Origin of the sequence: Parageobacillus toebii NBRC 107807 (assembly GCF_003688615.2) — a bacterium.
Classification (GTDB): domain Bacteria; phylum Bacillota; class Bacilli; order Bacillales; family Anoxybacillaceae; genus Parageobacillus_B; species Parageobacillus_B toebii.
Genome location: NZ_CP049703.1, coordinates 842,975 through 858,054, shown reverse-complemented (window position 1 = coordinate 858,054; position 15,080 = coordinate 842,975). Strand labels below are relative to the sequence as shown.

15 protein-coding genes and 1 pseudogene are annotated in these 15,080 nt (G+C 45.5%); 8 read left to right on the top strand and 8 right to left on the bottom strand.

What is annotated here, in order from left to right; all coding sequences use genetic code 11:
• Position 1: 1 nt before the first annotated feature.
• The 5 genes from DER53_RS04410 to DER53_RS04390 form a co-directional block, all read right to left on the bottom strand.
• Positions 2-673: a hypothetical protein gene (locus DER53_RS04410; RefSeq protein WP_062754495.1), complete on the bottom strand. Its 672-nt coding sequence runs from the start codon at positions 671-673 to the stop codon at positions 2-4.
• 16 nt (positions 674-689) lie between these two features.
• Positions 690-1,541, bottom strand: a complete 852-nt coding sequence (locus DER53_RS04405) for a carbon-nitrogen hydrolase family protein (RefSeq protein ID WP_062754493.1) — start codon at positions 1,539-1,541, stop codon at positions 690-692.
• A 99-nt stretch (positions 1,542-1,640) separates the two neighbouring features.
• Entirely contained in the window at positions 1,641-2,453 is an 813-nt protein-coding gene (gene pdxK / locus DER53_RS04400; protein ID WP_015865382.1) for a pyridoxine/pyridoxal/pyridoxamine kinase, read from the bottom strand.
• 134 nt (positions 2,454-2,587) lie between these two features.
• On the bottom strand, positions 2,588-3,721 hold the full coding sequence (gene ald / locus DER53_RS04395) for an alanine dehydrogenase (protein ID WP_015865381.1): 1,134 nt from the start codon (positions 3,719-3,721) through the stop codon (positions 2,588-2,590).
• Positions 3,722-3,840: 119 nt separating this feature from the next.
• Positions 3,841-5,079 carry a PucR family transcriptional regulator gene (locus DER53_RS04390; protein WP_062754491.1) on the bottom strand — a complete coding sequence of 413 codons (1,239 nt, stop codon included), beginning with the start codon at positions 5,077-5,079 and terminating at the stop codon, positions 3,841-3,843.
• 431 nt (positions 5,080-5,510) lie between these two features.
• On the opposite strand from DER53_RS04390, the gene DER53_RS04385 reads away from it, so the two are divergent.
• The 8 genes and pseudogenes from DER53_RS04385 to DER53_RS04350 all read left to right on the top strand — a co-directional run bounded on the left by DER53_RS04385 (position 5,511) and on the right by DER53_RS04350 (position 13,526).
• Positions 5,511-6,014 (top strand): PTS sugar transporter subunit IIA, encoded by a 504-nt coding sequence (locus DER53_RS04385; protein WP_062754489.1) that lies wholly within the window; start codon positions 5,511-5,513, stop codon positions 6,012-6,014.
• A 171-nt stretch (positions 6,015-6,185) separates the two neighbouring features.
• Positions 6,186-7,805: pseudogene (locus DER53_RS04380) on the top strand (M20/M25/M40 family metallo-hydrolase).
• A 235-nt stretch (positions 7,806-8,040) separates the two neighbouring features.
• Positions 8,041-9,237: an MFS transporter gene (locus DER53_RS04375; protein ID WP_062754487.1), complete on the top strand. Its 1,197-nt coding sequence runs from the start codon at positions 8,041-8,043 to the stop codon at positions 9,235-9,237.
• Positions 9,238-9,326: 89 nt separating this feature from the next.
• Positions 9,327-10,148 carry a glycosyltransferase family 2 protein gene (locus DER53_RS04370; protein ID WP_015865374.1) on the top strand — a complete coding sequence of 274 codons (822 nt, stop codon included), beginning with the start codon at positions 9,327-9,329 and terminating at the stop codon, positions 10,146-10,148.
• A gap of 308 nt (positions 10,149-10,456) precedes the next feature.
• Positions 10,457-11,839 (top strand): glycine--tRNA ligase, encoded by a 1,383-nt coding sequence (locus tag DER53_RS04365; protein WP_062754485.1) that lies wholly within the window; start codon positions 10,457-10,459, stop codon positions 11,837-11,839.
• A 215-nt stretch (positions 11,840-12,054) separates the two neighbouring features.
• Positions 12,055-12,729, top strand: coding sequence for a uracil-DNA glycosylase (locus DER53_RS04360; protein WP_062754483.1), 675 nt, complete (start codon positions 12,055-12,057; stop codon positions 12,727-12,729).
• A 66-nt stretch (positions 12,730-12,795) separates the two neighbouring features.
• Positions 12,796-13,056: a YwdI family protein gene (locus tag DER53_RS04355; protein ID WP_073967960.1), complete on the top strand. Its 261-nt coding sequence runs from the start codon at positions 12,796-12,798 to the stop codon at positions 13,054-13,056.
• 98 nt (positions 13,057-13,154) lie between these two features.
• Positions 13,155-13,526 carry a DUF423 domain-containing protein gene (locus DER53_RS04350; RefSeq protein ID WP_062754481.1) on the top strand — a complete coding sequence of 124 codons (372 nt, stop codon included), beginning with the start codon at positions 13,155-13,157 and terminating at the stop codon, positions 13,524-13,526.
• 91 nt (positions 13,527-13,617) lie between these two features.
• On the opposite strand, the gene DER53_RS04345 is transcribed toward DER53_RS04350, so the two are convergent.
• The 3 genes from DER53_RS04345 to DER53_RS04335 are packed head-to-tail and all read right to left on the bottom strand — an operon-like array spanning position 13,618 to position 14,984.
• On the bottom strand, positions 13,618-13,959 hold the full coding sequence (locus DER53_RS04345; RefSeq protein WP_156482441.1) for a UbiA prenyltransferase family protein: 342 nt from the start codon (positions 13,957-13,959) through the stop codon (positions 13,618-13,620).
• Positions 13,960-13,974: 15 nt separating this feature from the next.
• Positions 13,975-14,538, bottom strand: a complete 564-nt coding sequence (gerQ, locus tag DER53_RS04340) for a spore coat protein GerQ (protein ID WP_062754479.1) — start codon at positions 14,536-14,538, stop codon at positions 13,975-13,977.
• A gap of 23 nt (positions 14,539-14,561) precedes the next feature.
• On the bottom strand, positions 14,562-14,984 hold the full coding sequence (locus DER53_RS04335) for a cell wall hydrolase (protein ID WP_062754478.1): 423 nt from the start codon (positions 14,982-14,984) through the stop codon (positions 14,562-14,564).
• Positions 14,985-15,080 lie beyond the last annotated feature (96 nt).

Sequence of the window (15,080 nt, the reverse complement as noted above, 5' to 3'; positions counted from 1 at the left end):
GTTAAATCGGCAGCAATTCCACTTCCGTTTTCGTTTTTAAGTTTTCTATCATGTCATGCCAGGCGTCTGATTTGTTTGGCAAAATCGCATAGTACGTCTGAAGAAAGCGGACGATGAGATCGGCCGGCAGCGTGTCTCCCTTATGGCTATAAGATAGGAAGCAAAAATCAAGGGCGGATACCGCTTCCCCATCATTTTTCCACGAAGGGTGGACGTACGGAAAGTTAAGCTTGCGGTAGCCGATATGGGACAACACTTCGCGGCGGACGTAAGGGTCCATCGGTTTAATGCCGCCGAACGAATGATCTTGCACGCGATAAGGGTCGTAAATTTCCGCAAACATGCCCAATAGCTCGTTGCCGTGCTTGGCGGCCATCCCTAGCAAATCTTTCTCGCGGTGTTCCATTAAAAAGCGGCCGATGCCAAGCCCTTCTTTACCGATGATTGTAAAGTCCGTCATCGCGACGTTCATGTCCGGGTAGTAGCGGTATTCGGTCGCACCGACGACATTATCGTCTAGTATGGCGACACAGACGCGCAAATTCTGGTCTTGGAGCGGTTCTTTCCACAGCTCAAACTCGAGCACTTCTTCTTTTGGAAATACTGTTTTTAGCAACTCATACATTTTTGCAAAAAGCGGGTCGTCAATGCTTGTAATTCGTACGTATTTCATCGATTCGTCCTCTCCCTTATTTCCAATCTGGATATAAATCCGTGCGGCGGTCGCGCCATGTCGTCACCGAACCTTTTTCGCGCACTTTATACAACAGCGACAAGTCAAGGTCGGCGGTGACCACCATGTCATCGTTGATTTCCCCTTCGACTAAAATGCCGCGCGGCGGGAACGGAATGTCGTTTGGCGTAATGACCGCGGCCTGGCCGAAGTTGGCGCGCATGAAGTCGACGGTTGGCAGCGAGCCGACCGTGCCTGTCGTGACGACATACACTTGGTTTTCGACGGCGCGCGCGTGGCAGCAATAACGAACGCGATGGAATCCATGGCGGTCGTCGGTGCATGATGGGCAGAAGATGACATCCGCCCCTTTGGCGCGAACGATGCGGACGACTTCTGGAAACTCAATATCATAGCACGTCAAAAGCGCGATCGTCCCTTTTTCTGTTTCGAACACATTGATGCTTTCTCCCGGAGCAATGCCCCATTCTTTTACTTCCGTCGGCGTAATATGCAGCTTTGCTTGTTGATGAATTTGTCCGTCTGGTGTAAATAAATGGGCGACATTATATAACTTTCCGTTTTTGCGAATAACATGTGTGCCGCCAATTAAGTACATGCCCGTTTGTTTCGCTAACGAAGTGAATAGCTCGTAATACGGTTCTGTATAATTTGGCAAGTCATCAATGGCTGCGGCTTTTCCTGAACCGGTCGGAATGGATAACAGCTGGGTGGTTATAAATTCGGGAAACAGGACAAATTCCGCTTCGAACTCTTGTGCGGTTTTTACGTAATGGGTTACTTGATCGGCAAATTGCTGGAACGAATCAATGGTATGGAGATGGTATTGAACAGCAGATACTCTCAATGGATTCACACATCCTTCTTTCGTAGTCGTTTTGCTTTCTATATTATCATGTTTATGACGCGATGCAAAGAAAATAGGCAGGAAGTGTCTCCTGCCTCATTATTGATGATAGCGGCGGTACGCGCCATGATTTGTTGGCCCGACATATTGGTTGAGCGGGAAAGAATGGCGAATTGCTTCCGTAATGAACTCCTTCGCCGTTGCGATCGCTTCTTTCACCGGCTTTCCTTTCGCAAGTTCTGCAGCGATCGCAGCGGAGAACGTGCAGCCTGCGCCGTGTGTATAAGTTGTTTCGATGCGATCGGATTCCAACAATTCGAACGTTTTTCCATCGTATAGGACGTCGATCGCTTTTTCATGAGGAATTTTGCGTCCGCCTTTTACGATTACATATTTTGCGCCAAACTCATGGATTCTTCCCGCCGCTTCCTTCATATCTTCCACCGTTTCAATGCGGCTTAGCCCGCTTAATTGTGCTGCTTCGAATAAGTTTGGTGTTACTACTGTCGCTTTTGGCACAAGCACTTCGCGATAGCATACTGTATTTTCCGGATGAAGCGGTTCGTCCGCTCCTTTACATACCATTACCGGGTCAATGACAACATTGGTCAATTGATGTTTTTCAATCGTTTTTGCGGCAAGTTCAATGATATCTGTTGTCGGAAGCATGCCGGTTTTCATCGCGTCAACTCCGACGCCAACAATAATGGTTTCGAGCTGCGCTTCGATAGTAGCGAGATCGATCGGAAACACTTGATGAAACCATTGTTTATGTGGATCCATCGCGACGATCGTCGTAATCGCGGTCATTCCGTATACGCCAAGTTCTTGAAACGTTTTTAAGTCCGCTTGAAGGCCAGCGCCGCCGCTGCTGTCAGAACCGGCGATGGTCAGTGCTTTAGGCATTGCCATGGTGCATTCCTCCCTCGTATGTATCATGATTCTTTAATAATAGCATAAAATCACTTCGATAAGATAGAAAAGTGGTTGTGGCAAAGGAATAAAAAACCGGCACTGCGCCAGGCGCGCAGTACCGGTATGATGGATTAATTTGCGGTTAGTTGTTTTCCTAACGCTTCTTCCACTGGGACATAGTTGTAGCCAAGGTCGCGGGCAACTGCTTCGTAAGTGATTTCGCCGTTTGCGACGTTGACGCCAAGTTTTAACGCCGGGTTGTCTGCGACGGCTTGATGAACACCTTTGTTAGCGATTTGCAGAGCGTATGGAATCGTTACATTCGTTAATGCGAGCGTGGATGTTCTTGGAACCGCTCCAGGCATGTTGGCAACCGCATAGTGAACGACACCGTGTTTGACGTATGTTGGGTTGTCGTGCGTCGTGACGTGGTCGCTTGTCTCGACGATACCGCCTTGGTCAATCGCGACATCGACAATGACGGAACCTGGTTTCATCGCTTTGACCATTTCTTCTGTAACAAGTTTTGGTGCTTTTGCTCCTGGGATTAAAACAGCGCCGATCACAAGATCCGACTCTGCGACCGCTTGAGCAATGTTCATTGGGTTGGACATTAATGTCGTAATTTGGTGGCCGAAAATGTCATCTAGCTCGCGAAGGCGGTCTGCGCTTAAATCGATGATCGTTACATCTGCGCCTAAACCGACTGCGACTTTTGCCGCATTCGTTCCGACAGTACCGCCGCCGATGATCGTCACTTTACCGCGGCTTACTCCTGGAACACCACCGAGAAGAATGCCTTTTCCGCCTTTTGGTTTTTCTAAAAATTGCGCGCCGATTTGCGCCGCCATGCGTCCTGCTACTTCGCTCATCGGCGTAAGAAGCGGAAGGGTGCGGCCGACTTGTACAGTTTCGTACGCGATCGCAATTACGCCTTTTTCTTTCAGTGCACGCGCCAATTCCGGTTCTGCAGCAAGATGCAAATACGTGAATAAAATTAGTCCTGGGCGGAAATAGTTATATTCGCTTGGCAGCGGCTCTTTTACTTTCATGATCATATCCGCTTTTGCCCATACGTCTTGTGCTTGATCGATAATTTGCGCTCCAGCGCTTGCATAATCTTCATTAGTGAAACCGCTTCCAATTCCTGCGTCTTTTTCCACTAACACCGTATGTCCAGCTTGAACGAATGACATAACGCCCGCCGGCGTGATCGCAACACGGTTTTCGTTATTTTTAATTTCTTTTGGTACCCCAATAATCATGAGTGAAATTCCTCCCTCGTATTTTGGCCTTAATTATAGTATAAATGGTTGTAATAATTTTTTCTTTGTTAAGAAGGAAAAAAGAAGCGCTATCATTTTGTGGATTTCCACAAATTAATTTAATGGAGCGCTTCATATTTGGCAAGTTTAATATCGATATATAGTTTTACTTTTTGATTGATATCATGTAAGTCAATTTCACCAATTTCGGCGATGCGTTTTAGTCGGTAAGCAAGGGTGTTTGGATGAATGTTTAACGCTTTCGCCGTTTCATTGACATTGCTGTCGTGGTCGAAAAAGATTTCGAATGTTTCGACTAAATCGCTATGGTGTTTTTGATCATACGATTGTAATTTGAGTAAAGCCGTGTTGGTAAACTCTCCTTGTCGTTTTTTCTCTAACAATAAATCAAAAAATTGATAAATGCCCAATTGTTGATATCCATAAATGGAGCTGATTTGCGCCGGAAACTTTTCTTTCATTTTCAGCACTGTTAAAGCTTCCTTGTAGCTTTTTTCGATGCATGTATACGTTTCGTATATACCGCCGAAGCCGCTTTGAATGCTGCTAATGTGAAATCGCTCCTTCATTTTCGTCGCGAATGATTGGATAAAGCAGTTAAACTCTTGCAGCGGTTGATTTACATTTTTCGGTGTTGCCAATAAAATGACATCACTCCGGTCTGTCGTATACAGAAGAAGTTGAATTTGTTGAGTTGTCTGTAACAGATAAGAAATTTGTTTTTCAATCTCTCTCGTAATTTCGTTGGCAAGCCGAAAAACGATGACAGAAAATAAAGGAGCGGTCGGGATTTGCATCATCTCGAAATTTTCTTTAATTTCTTCCTCTGTCGTCATATGTCCCGTCAACAGCTTCCAAAAAAATTCCTGAACCCGTTCTTCTTTTTTATTTTTGCGCATATACAGCTGCAATACTTTATTTTTCGCTGCTTTTGCTGCTTTTTTTAACAGCTCCATATCCTCTTTCGATAACGTGCGGTCTGTTTCCAATGCCCAAATAAATCCGATTACTTCGTCGTTTTTCCAAATCGAGACGGCGACACGACTGCCGAGACCGACTTCGGAAATGGCCGCGACACGGACAGGGTCACGACTGCTTAATAACGCCGGGATCGCCCCTTGCTTCCATAAACTATTAATCACTTTTTCGGGTACGCGCCGGCTGATAATCGTTGCGGTACGCGCCGGATCGGTATAGTCATCGTGAGCGCTATAGGCGATGAGCCGATGGTTTGCGTCTTCAATCGTAATCGGACATTGCAACAGATCGCTAATATGGTCCGCAAATTCTTCGAGGCTGTCGAAGTTCCCTTGAAATGGGTCATCGTGATGAGTCATATCCGTTTCCCTCGTTTCATAACGTGAATTTGTGGAAATGCACAAACAAAAAATTGTTTGTTTTTATTTTAGCACGAAACCAATTTTTGAGAGGAGTGTGCAGGGGCTTTATTATAAAGGAACCGATTATCGAAGTGTAGCAACAGATGGCATAAAAACTTCTGACATCGGCGGGAAATTGACTATCCGTGAAGTGGCGGACGAGATTTGCCGATGCTTAAGACAATGAGCATAGCCAAAATATGAATTTCCAATGAACTTATATCGTTATTCTTTGACAAATTTGGCATTTCCATTTACCCTAAATATGAAAAAGGATGGGATTGTGACTGCGACTGCAGGCAAGACCTAAGACGAACACGATGGTGGCGTTTTAGGTTTTTTTTGTTCATTTATCTCGTTTATTTAAAAAAGAAGAAAGGATGGACTACATGTTTAAAAAATGGTTTGGCAAAAAAGAAAAGCCGACTCATGAAGATGTGGTTGCGCCGTTGACAGGCACAATCAAGCCTCTAGAAGAAGTTCCTGATCCCGTTTTTTCGCAAAAAATGATGGGAGACGGTATCGCGATTGAACCAACGGAAGGAGAAGTCGTTGCGCCTGTCAATGGGGAAGTCGTGCAAGTATTCCCAACAAAACACGCGGTCGGTTTGCGTTCGGAAGCGGGCGTAGAGCTGTTAATTCATGTGGGATTGGAAACGGTTTCGATGAATGGCGAAGGATTTACAGCGCATGTAGCAGCCGGAGACCGTGTCAAAGCCGGCCAGCGTTTATTAACGGTAGACCTAGATCTTGTCAAACAAAAAGCGAAAAGCACGGTCACACCGATTATCGTGACAAACGGCGATGCCGTGGCAAGCTTGCAAAAAACATCCGAAACGAAGGCGACAAAAGGAGAAACAGTGATTTTTCATATCGAAACGAAAAATGCGTAACCACTGCCCATTGCGGCAGGCTCCGTATTTTTCGCAATGTTATCAAATGATTTTATTTGTCGAACTTTGACATCCAAAAATGGAGTTTGTAACGCCGCACCTGCCATAGGTGGCGGCGTTATTTTTTGCTAAAATAAGGGAGAACGATATCAAAAATAATGGGGGATCGGGATGAAATGGCAAACGACGCAACAATTAAAGCAATTGCTTTGTCATTTAGTTGAATATCCAAGCATTAGCGGGACAGAAGCGGAAGTGTTACTTGCACAATACATCACGGAACAGTTGTGCACACTTGATTATTTCCGGGGAAATAATAAATTTGTGCAATTGCATCCGACAGGTGATGGCCGTTATTTTGTAACCGCACTGGTGAAAAAAGCGGAACAAGTGCGCGATACCGTCATTCTCATCAGCCATTTTGATGTGGTCGATGTGCAAGATTACGGGGCATGGAAGGACGCCGCATTTTCTCCCGAAAAGCTGACGGAGCGGTTTTACGAACAGAAACAACAGCTTCCTTCTGATGTGCAAGCTGATATGGAAGAAGGGGAATGGTTATTTGGCCGCGGCGTGATGGATATGAAGTGCGGTCTTGCTCTTCATATGTCGCTGATCGAGCAAGCATGCCAAGGAAAGTTTGAAGGAAATTTACTGCTGCTTACGGTACCGGATGAGGAAGTGAGCTCGGTAGGAATGCGTGCGGCCGTGCCGATCCTTGTCGAAATGGCAGAAAAATACGGATTAACCTATCGGCTTGTGCTTAATTCCGAACCGATGTTTACTCGCTACCCAGGGGACAAAGCGAATTACATTTACACCGGCTCGATTGGAAAAGTGCTGCCGGGCTTTTATTGTTACGGAAAAGAAACGCATGTCGGAGAACCGTTCGCAGGGCTAAATGCCAATTTCATGGCGGCGCAAATCGCTAATGAATTAGAATTTAACACTGATTTTTGCGAAGTGTTTAGTGGGGAAGTCAGTCCGCCGCCGACAAACTTATTGCAGACCGATTGAAAAGAAGAATATTCTGTGCAAATACCGCATCGCGCGGTAACGTTATTTAATTTATTTTTGCAGAAAAGGTCGCTCGATGACGTGACGAACTCGTTAATCGCGATCGCAAAGCGGGCGGCAAAACGCATCGAAGAGCGTTATAACGATGAAGCGTCCCGCTTTGCGAAACTCGAAAAATGGGCGCCGAAACCGCTGTCTATCAACGTATTCACTTTTTCAGAGTTAAGAAAGAAAGCAGTGGAGATGGTTGGATTAGAAAGAATCGAACAGCTTGAAGCAAGCGTTTTATCAACGGAAGCAGCGAAAGACGAGCGGGAGAAAACGATCAAACTAGTCGACCGGCTTGCTATACTTTGTAAAGATTTCGCGCCGATGATCGTTCTGTTTTATGCTCCTCCGTATTACCCGGCTGTCACCGCCAGCAGCGATCCGCTCGTTCAGCGTCTTGTTGCGAAGCTGCAAAAATACGCGCAAGAAAAGCATGGCATTTCTCTTGTGCAGCAACATTACTTCGGCGGAATTTCCGACTTAAGCTATGTCGGCTTGCAGCAATCTTCATCTTCTTTACGAGCTCTTACCGATAACATGCCGGTGTGGAATCGCGGCTATCATTTGCCGTTTGATGCGCTGGCAAAATTTCAAGTTCCGGTGCTCAATGTCGGTCCGGTCGGACGCGGCGCCCATCAATGGACCGAGCGCCTCAACGTTCGTTTTGCGTTTGAAACAGTGAAGGAGTGGCTGGAATATACGATTAAAGAAGTATTTGCAAGATAATTTGGTATAACTAGAGGATAAGTCAATGGCTTATCCTCTTTTTCATTTATATTATCCGTTGTGCTTGGAATAGGAGGATGGGGAATATTCTTGCTCATACAGAACATCATATTAAAAAACATATAACTTATGTATTTCTATCAGCAAACAAAAAATCGATTATTGAATAAGCAGCCAAAACCCCCTATAATGATGTAAAAGGTGTCTTTACACTTGTAAAAATAGGAGGATTTACATGATTCAACAAACGATTTCGCAGCGAAAGCTGTTAGGAGTTGCCGGGCTTGGCTGGATGTTTGACGCGATGGATGTTGGCATGCTGTCGTTTATTATCGCGGCGTTGCAAAAAGATTGGAACTTAAGTGTCGAACAAATGGGATGGATCGGCAGCATCAACTCCATCGGTATGGCAGTTGGCGCGCTGTTATTCGGATTGTTGGCCGACCGCATCGGCAGAAAAAACGTGTTTATTATTACACTATTATTATTCTCGATCGGAAGCGGACTATCTGCCTTAACGACGACATTGACGGCGTTTTTAGTTTTACGGTTTCTCATAGGCATGGGGTTGGGCGGAGAACTGCCGGTTGCTTCGACGCTTGTATCGGAAAGCGTGCCAGCGCAAGAACGTGGAAAAGCTGTTGTGCTGCTGGAAAGCTTTTGGGCAGTCGGCTGGTTGTTATCCGCGTTAATTTCGTATTTTGTCATTCCAACATACGGTTGGCAAACAGCGCTATTGCTTGCGGCGATTCCGGCGTTATACGCCCTATATTTACGATGGGGATTGCCTGATTCGCCAAGGTTTACAAGTGCGCGCAAAGAAGAAACCGTATGGGACAACATCGTCAAGGTTTGGTCGTCTTCTTACCGGAAAGAAACGTTCATGCTTTGGGTGCTTTGGTTTTGCGTCGTATTTTCTTACTACGGTATGTTTTTATGGCTGCCAAGCGTAATGGTTATGAAAGGGTTTAGCTTAATTAAAAGCTTCGAGTATGTCTTGATTATGACGCTGGCGCAATTGCCTGGCTATTTTAGCGCCGCATGGCTTATTGAACGAGCGGGTCGGAAATTTGTGCTCATCACGTATTTGATTGGTACGGCCGTTAGTGCCTATTTCTTTGGCAACGCGGATTCGCTTGCACTGCTCATGACCTTTGGCATTTTACTATCGTTTTTTAACCTTGGCGCATGGGGAGCGTTATACGCCTATACTCCAGAGCTTTACCCGACTTCGATTCGCGGCACGGGAGCTGGGATGGCGGCGTCATTTGGACGCATCGGCGGCATTTTAGGACCGCTTTTCGTCGGCTATCTTGTCAATAGACATATTACGATTACAACGATTTTTCTGATTTTCTGTATTTCTATTTTCATTGGCGTTATTGCGGTATGGGTGTTAGGAAAAGAAACGAAGCAACAGGAATTGGCATAGCGGTTGACAAAAAGGGGGAGGAGCTTATACCTTAAGGGTAATTGCTCCTTCTTTTTTGTGGGGAGAAAAAGAGAGGCGGTGAGCGGACTTTGCGTCCCTTTGTATCGGTTGTCGTTCCCACCTATAATCGTCTGTATCCGCTTGCGGAATTATTAGAATCATTAAACAGACAGACATATCGTTATTTTGAAGTGATCGTTGTAAATGATGGTGGCGAGCGTGTTGATGATATTGTCGCGTTATATCCAGAGTTGCGCGTCCATCTCATCCATTGCCGCGACAATGTCGGACATGTCGAGGCGAGAAATATCGGCGTTAAAGCGGCAAAAGGGGAACTCATTATGCTTTGCGATGATGACGATATATTGCTTCCTTGTCATATAGAGCAAATGGTTGCGGAAATTGCCGATGTGGACTTCGTTTATTCAGATGTAGAAATTTTCCATTATCGAATCGAAAACGGACAGCGTATCCCGACAGACCGCTTCTTATTCGCTTATGAATATGACCGGGAAGCGATGCGGAGATTTTCTACATACGTTCCATCCGGGAGTTTATACCGAAAATCGATTCATGATCACCTCGGTTATTTTGATCCGAATGTTCACCATTATTGGGATTGGGACTTTTTTTTACGCGTGTCCGAGGCGTTTCGCATCAAGCGTGTCGCGGTCGCGAGCGTATTGTACGCTTTTTCCAATGATGGAGACAACTTGTCGCGACAGATGAGCGACAAACGACAAATGTACTTAAATCGGTTAAGCGAAAAGCACGGGCTTGGGAATTTGCCGATGAAAAACTTTTGGTTGCTGCTTGATGAGCCGGAAGTGAAAAAACGAAGAGCAAAAAGCAAGATTGTTTGGGATGGAACGCCGATAATATCAAGACTGTGTCGTTTAAAACATGTTTAAAAAATGGTGTTGGCCATTGACGAGCGTTTTTTGATTTTGCTATTATAATTAGCAAAATGGAATATGCTGTAGCGATGATGGATCGATAGTAGTTAGCCCTCTCTTCCATAGCGAGCCGGGGACGGTGGAAGCCTGGCGAAGATGGTTAATGAAACGGCAGTCCGGAGTTACTTTCCTGAAAAAGTGGATGCGCAGGTCGCATCAACTAGGGTGGAACCGCGGGAGTCACGCTCTCGTCCCTAGGCATAAGGCCTAGTGGCGAGAGCGTTTTTGTATGTCTAAAGAAAACAGTAAAGGAGGAAACAGTTATGTCAGTGACAATGGAGCAAATTGTTGCACATGCAAAACATCGCGGCTTTGTATTTCCAGGTTCAGAAATTTACGGCGGCTTAGCAAACACATGGGATTACGGCCCATTAGGAACGGAATTAAAAAACAACATTAAGTGGGCATGGTGGAAAAAGTTCGTTCAAGAATCACCTTATAACGTCGGTTTGGACGCGGCGATTTTAATGAATCCAAAAACGTGGGAAGCATCCGGCCATTTAGGCAACTTCAATGACCCAATGATTGACTGTAAACAATGCAAAGCTCGTCACCGCGCTGACAAGCTGATCGAAAATGCGTTGGAAGAAAAAGGAATCGAAATGATCGTTGATGGTCTTCCGTTCGAAAAAATGGAAGAGCTCATTAAAGAGCATAACATCGCCTGCCCAGAATGCGGCAGCCATGATTTTACGAACATTCGTCAATTTAATTTAATGTTTAAAACATATCAAGGAGTAACGGAATCAAGTGCAAACGAAATTTATCTCCGCCCGGAAACGGCGCAAGGCATTTTCGTGAACTTTAAAAACGTCCAGCGTACGATGCGAAAAAAACTGCCGTTCGGCATCGCGCAAATCGGCAAAAGCTTCCGCAATGAAATTACGCCAGGAAACTTTACGTTCCGTACCCGCGAATTCGAGCAAATGGAGTTAGAATTTTTCTGTAAACCTGGTGAGGAGCTAGAATGGTTTGATTATTGGAAACAGTTTTGCAAGCAATGGCTGTTGTCATTAGGCATGAAGCCGGAAAACATCCGTCTTCGCGACCATACGAAAGAAGAATTGTCGCACTACAGCAACGCCACAACCGATATTGAATACAAATTCCCGTTTGGCTGGGGCGAGCTATGGGGAATTGCGTCACGTACGGATTATGATTTAAGACAACATATGGAATATTCCGGCGAAGATTTCCGATATATTGACCAAGACACGAACGAACGTTATATCCCTTATTGCATTGAGCCATCTCTTGGGGCGGACCGCGTGACGCTTGCGTTCATGATTGACGCCTACGATGAAGAGGAGCTGGAAGACGGTACGACACGGACAGTGATGCGTCTGCATCCGGCGCTAGCTCCTTATAAAGCAGCTGTCTTCCCGCTGTCGAAAAAACTATCGGAAGGCGCGCGCCGCATTTATGAAGACCTATCGAAATATTTCATGGTGGACTATGACGAGTCTGGTTCGATCGGCAAACGTTATCGCCGTCAAGATGAAATTGGTACACCGTTCTGTATTACGTACGATTTCGATTCCGAACAAGACGGCATGGTGACGGTGCGCGACCGCGACACAATGGAGCAAGTGCGAATCCCGATTTCAGAGTTAAAAAGCTTTTTAGAAGAAAAAACTCAATTTTAATTTGGAAGGAGAGCGCCTTTATGGATAAGGCGCTCTCAGTTTATCGACAAGCTGAAGACGATTGGCAAACGCTTAAACATCATTGGTTTCATCTGCAACGAATTCGAATATGTGGCGCTGTTCATTTGGCTATTTCAGTTTCTCGCTGAACAATTTAATAATAAAATGAGTTGTGATACATTAATGATGAACAAATGAAAAGGAGTTATGGGGGTATGGCAATTTTAAAAAATGACTGGGCTCCATTGCTCGAAGAAGAGTTTCATAAGCCGTACTACATAAAGTTGCGTGAGTTTTTAAAAGAGGAATATCGCACGAAAACGATTTATCCGGATATGTATGATATTTTTAATGCACTTCATTATACACCGTATGCACAGGTGAAAGTGGTGCTTTTAGGACAAGATCCGTATCACGGACCGGGACAGGCGCACGGGTTGAGTTTTTCTGTCAAACCAGGGGTTCCGCTGCCGCCGTCGCTAGTCAATATTTTTAAAGAGCTTCATGACGATTTAGGTTGCTACATTCCGAACAACGGTTATTTAGTAAAGTGGGCAAAGCAAGGAGTATTATTGTTAAACACTGTATTAACCGTACGGCGCGGGCAAGCGAATTCACATAAAGGAAAAGGATGGGAATTTTTTACGGACCGCGTGATTGAGCTTGTCAATGAAAAACAAGATCCCGTTGTCTTTCTTTTGTGGGGGCGGCATGCGCAAGCGAAAAAAGAACTGATTACCAATCCGCATCATTACATTATTGAAGCGCCACATCCAAGCCCGTTTTCCGCTGCGCGCGGCTTTTTTGGGCATCGCCCGTTTTCGCGGACAAATGCTTTTTTGCAAAAAGTGGGGCGTGAACCGATTGATTGGCAGATTGAAAATATTTAAAACGAGCGGGAAGAGATGACAGCGCTAGGAGTTCAGCGCGATTTTATGTAGATAGGAGTGAAGGAGTTGAATATACCGATCACAACTATTTTAATGAAAATGGAGGAACAGCTGCGGCAGGCGAAGACGGCTGCTAGTCCGCAACGTTTACGTGAGCATATTGCCGTTGTTCGCGCCCTTTGTGATTTAGTGTTGGAAGAAGGGAAAGAAAAGGAAATGCCAGTCGCTTCTTCCGTTGAGGTGCCTCCGCTTTCCATCTCACAAGGGAAAGGGGAGCGAATCGAAATCGGAGATGATGCAAACGGTCCATCGTTATTCGATTTTTAAGTAAGCAAAAGAATAGTCAATCTGCCCATATCGTTTTCTTTTGTGTGGAAATACGTTATCATAGTGATGAAAAATTGTTCATGAGGGGACGGAGATCAATGAAAATGTTTGTGCTCCTTGGAGCGATCAATGCATTTTTAGCGGTTGCGCTCGGGGCGTTCGGAGCGCATGGGTTAGAAGGAAAAATTCCGGACCGTTACTTAGAAATATGGAAAACGGGCGTGCAATATCAAATGTTCCACGCACTCGGCTTGTTTGTCGTTGGTCTATTGCTTGGTAAGTTTCCGAATATCAGCCTATTGACAACAGCTGGCTGGATTATGTTTATTGGCATTGTCCTTTTTTCCGGAAGCTTATATGTGTTAAGCGTGACGCAAATCAAACCGCTTGGGATGATCACCCCATTTGGTGGCGTTGCCTTTTTAATCGCGTGGGTGCTGATCGGTTATGCGGCAATGAAAATAAGTTGAAAGGAGCGGTTCCATGAAGCGCTCCTTATTTTTTGGAATATAAACAGTTCTTTGCGGGTGGCAAATGACCGAAAGTTTTTCTGACGTTCGTTTACAGGGATATGCCAAAAACAAAGAGCAATCCGAAGACCCAGTGATGCCAGGCCGCCCATTTCATTCCGATAATTTCATCCATCCGTTCGGCCCCATGGCGGAAACACCAGCGAAGCCGAATGGATGGCGGTAGAGCGAGCAAGGCCGCTCCCGCTGTCCATGGAACGATATGAAAAGCGATCAAACTAATCATGGACAAGTAGGCGAGAGTGAGTATAACGGAAAGAAGATGTACAGCGCCCGCGCGTCCAAGAACGATCGCCAAGGTGCGACGAAATATCGCCGCAAACATGTCGGCGCGGCGTGGGACGGCATAAAAAAATAAGGTTGCCGCTAGCAACCTTATTTTTTGCGGTTATCGCGGGGAATAGCTGCTCAATTGCGCTGTCGCCCCAGCAAACGGATATTCGTAGGCAATTTCCCCGTCAAACGTAATATAATCAAGGTAAATCATCGGCAATAAGTAGCGCATTTCCGTTTGCGGGTCTCTCAAGATTAAATGGTCGCGCCCCGCCGCTTCGATGGTTCCGCGGAATATTTTTGCGTTCCACTCGCGGTTGTTTTCAAACGTCATATATACGGTAACGAGTTTTCCTTTATTGAGGCGCAAAATGTTTTCAATGTAAGACTGTTCGATTGGCAGCATGCCAGGGATAGACGGCTGGCTTGCCATTGTCGGTGTTTGGGCCGCGAAAGAAGGCGCCTGCAAACCAAATTCAGAAGTTGGCGCCATCATTGGCTGTTGGTACGCTGTCATTGGTTGTTGGTAGTATGGATAAGCCATTGGATAGTAGGTTTGTGGGTACATATATCCATATGGATACTGCTGATAAGGTTGATAAAATTGATAAGGTTGATACGGTTGTTGACGCTCATCTTCTAGCGGGTTATACGCATTTTCATATGAATGATTGGACATAGGGGAACCTCCTCTATGAAAATTTAATATACTCTTGGGCAATCACTACGCGATGGCGCATAAAAACAATGCGACTTATAACGACCGACGTTCCATTGGTTGAACCACTGCGCTGGACATTCTCCCGCTGGTTTAAAAAACCAAAGCGCGTTTGTCGCAGGATGGTATCGCCAGCCGCGAATTACTTGACGGGCTAATTGAATGTCGATGTCTCTTGCTCTTTGGTAGAAATAGCCCTTTTGAACTGCTTCAAAGCCGCCCGGGCTTTGAAACACCATTTGACGGATGGTGCGTATCCCTCGAAAGTCAAGGCAATCGGCAATGCAGCGGTTCACTCCGACGTTTCCTACCATTAACATGCCAAGTCTTCCGTCACCTTCTGCTTCTGCTCGCATCAGTCTTGCCAGCAGTCTTACGTCTTCCTCTGTATGTGCCACAACAGCCATGTCGTCACCTCAATTGTCTTTTTTCTCGACAATAATAGGCTATTGCGGAAGCGAGAAATGGTGACAAATTTATAAACGAATTTCTGATTTTATATT

Excerpts from the sequence above, each read along its gene's own strand:
- pdxK (WP_015865382.1), bottom strand. The coding sequence starts at position 2,453 with ATGGCAATGCCTAAAGCACTGACCATCGCCGGTTCTGACAGCAGCGGC.
- gerQ (WP_062754479.1), bottom strand. The coding sequence starts at position 14,538 with ATGTCCAATCATTCATATGAAAATGCGTATAACCCGCTAGAAGATGAG.
- DER53_RS04410 (WP_062754495.1), bottom strand. The coding sequence starts at position 673 with ATGAAATACGTACGAATTACAAGCATTGACGACCCGCTTTTTGCAAAA.
- DER53_RS04350 (WP_062754481.1), top strand. The coding sequence starts at position 13,155 with ATGAAAATGTTTGTGCTCCTTGGAGCGATCAATGCATTTTTAGCGGTT.
- DER53_RS04385 (WP_062754489.1), top strand. The coding sequence starts at position 5,511 with ATGTTTAAAAAATGGTTTGGCAAAAAAGAAAAGCCGACTCATGAAGAT.
- DER53_RS04335 (WP_062754478.1), bottom strand. The coding sequence starts at position 14,984 with ATGGCTGTTGTGGCACATACAGAGGAAGACGTAAGACTGCTGGCAAGA.
- DER53_RS04365 (WP_062754485.1), top strand. The coding sequence starts at position 10,457 with ATGTCAGTGACAATGGAGCAAATTGTTGCACATGCAAAACATCGCGGC.
- ald (WP_015865381.1), bottom strand. The coding sequence starts at position 3,721 with ATGATTATTGGGGTACCAAAAGAAATTAAAAATAACGAAAACCGTGTT.
- DER53_RS04375 (WP_062754487.1), top strand. The coding sequence starts at position 8,041 with ATGATTCAACAAACGATTTCGCAGCGAAAGCTGTTAGGAGTTGCCGGG.
- DER53_RS04390 (WP_062754491.1), bottom strand. The coding sequence starts at position 5,079 with ATGACTCATCACGATGACCCATTTCAAGGGAACTTCGACAGCCTCGAA.
- DER53_RS04360 (WP_062754483.1), top strand. The coding sequence starts at position 12,055 with ATGGCAATTTTAAAAAATGACTGGGCTCCATTGCTCGAAGAAGAGTTT.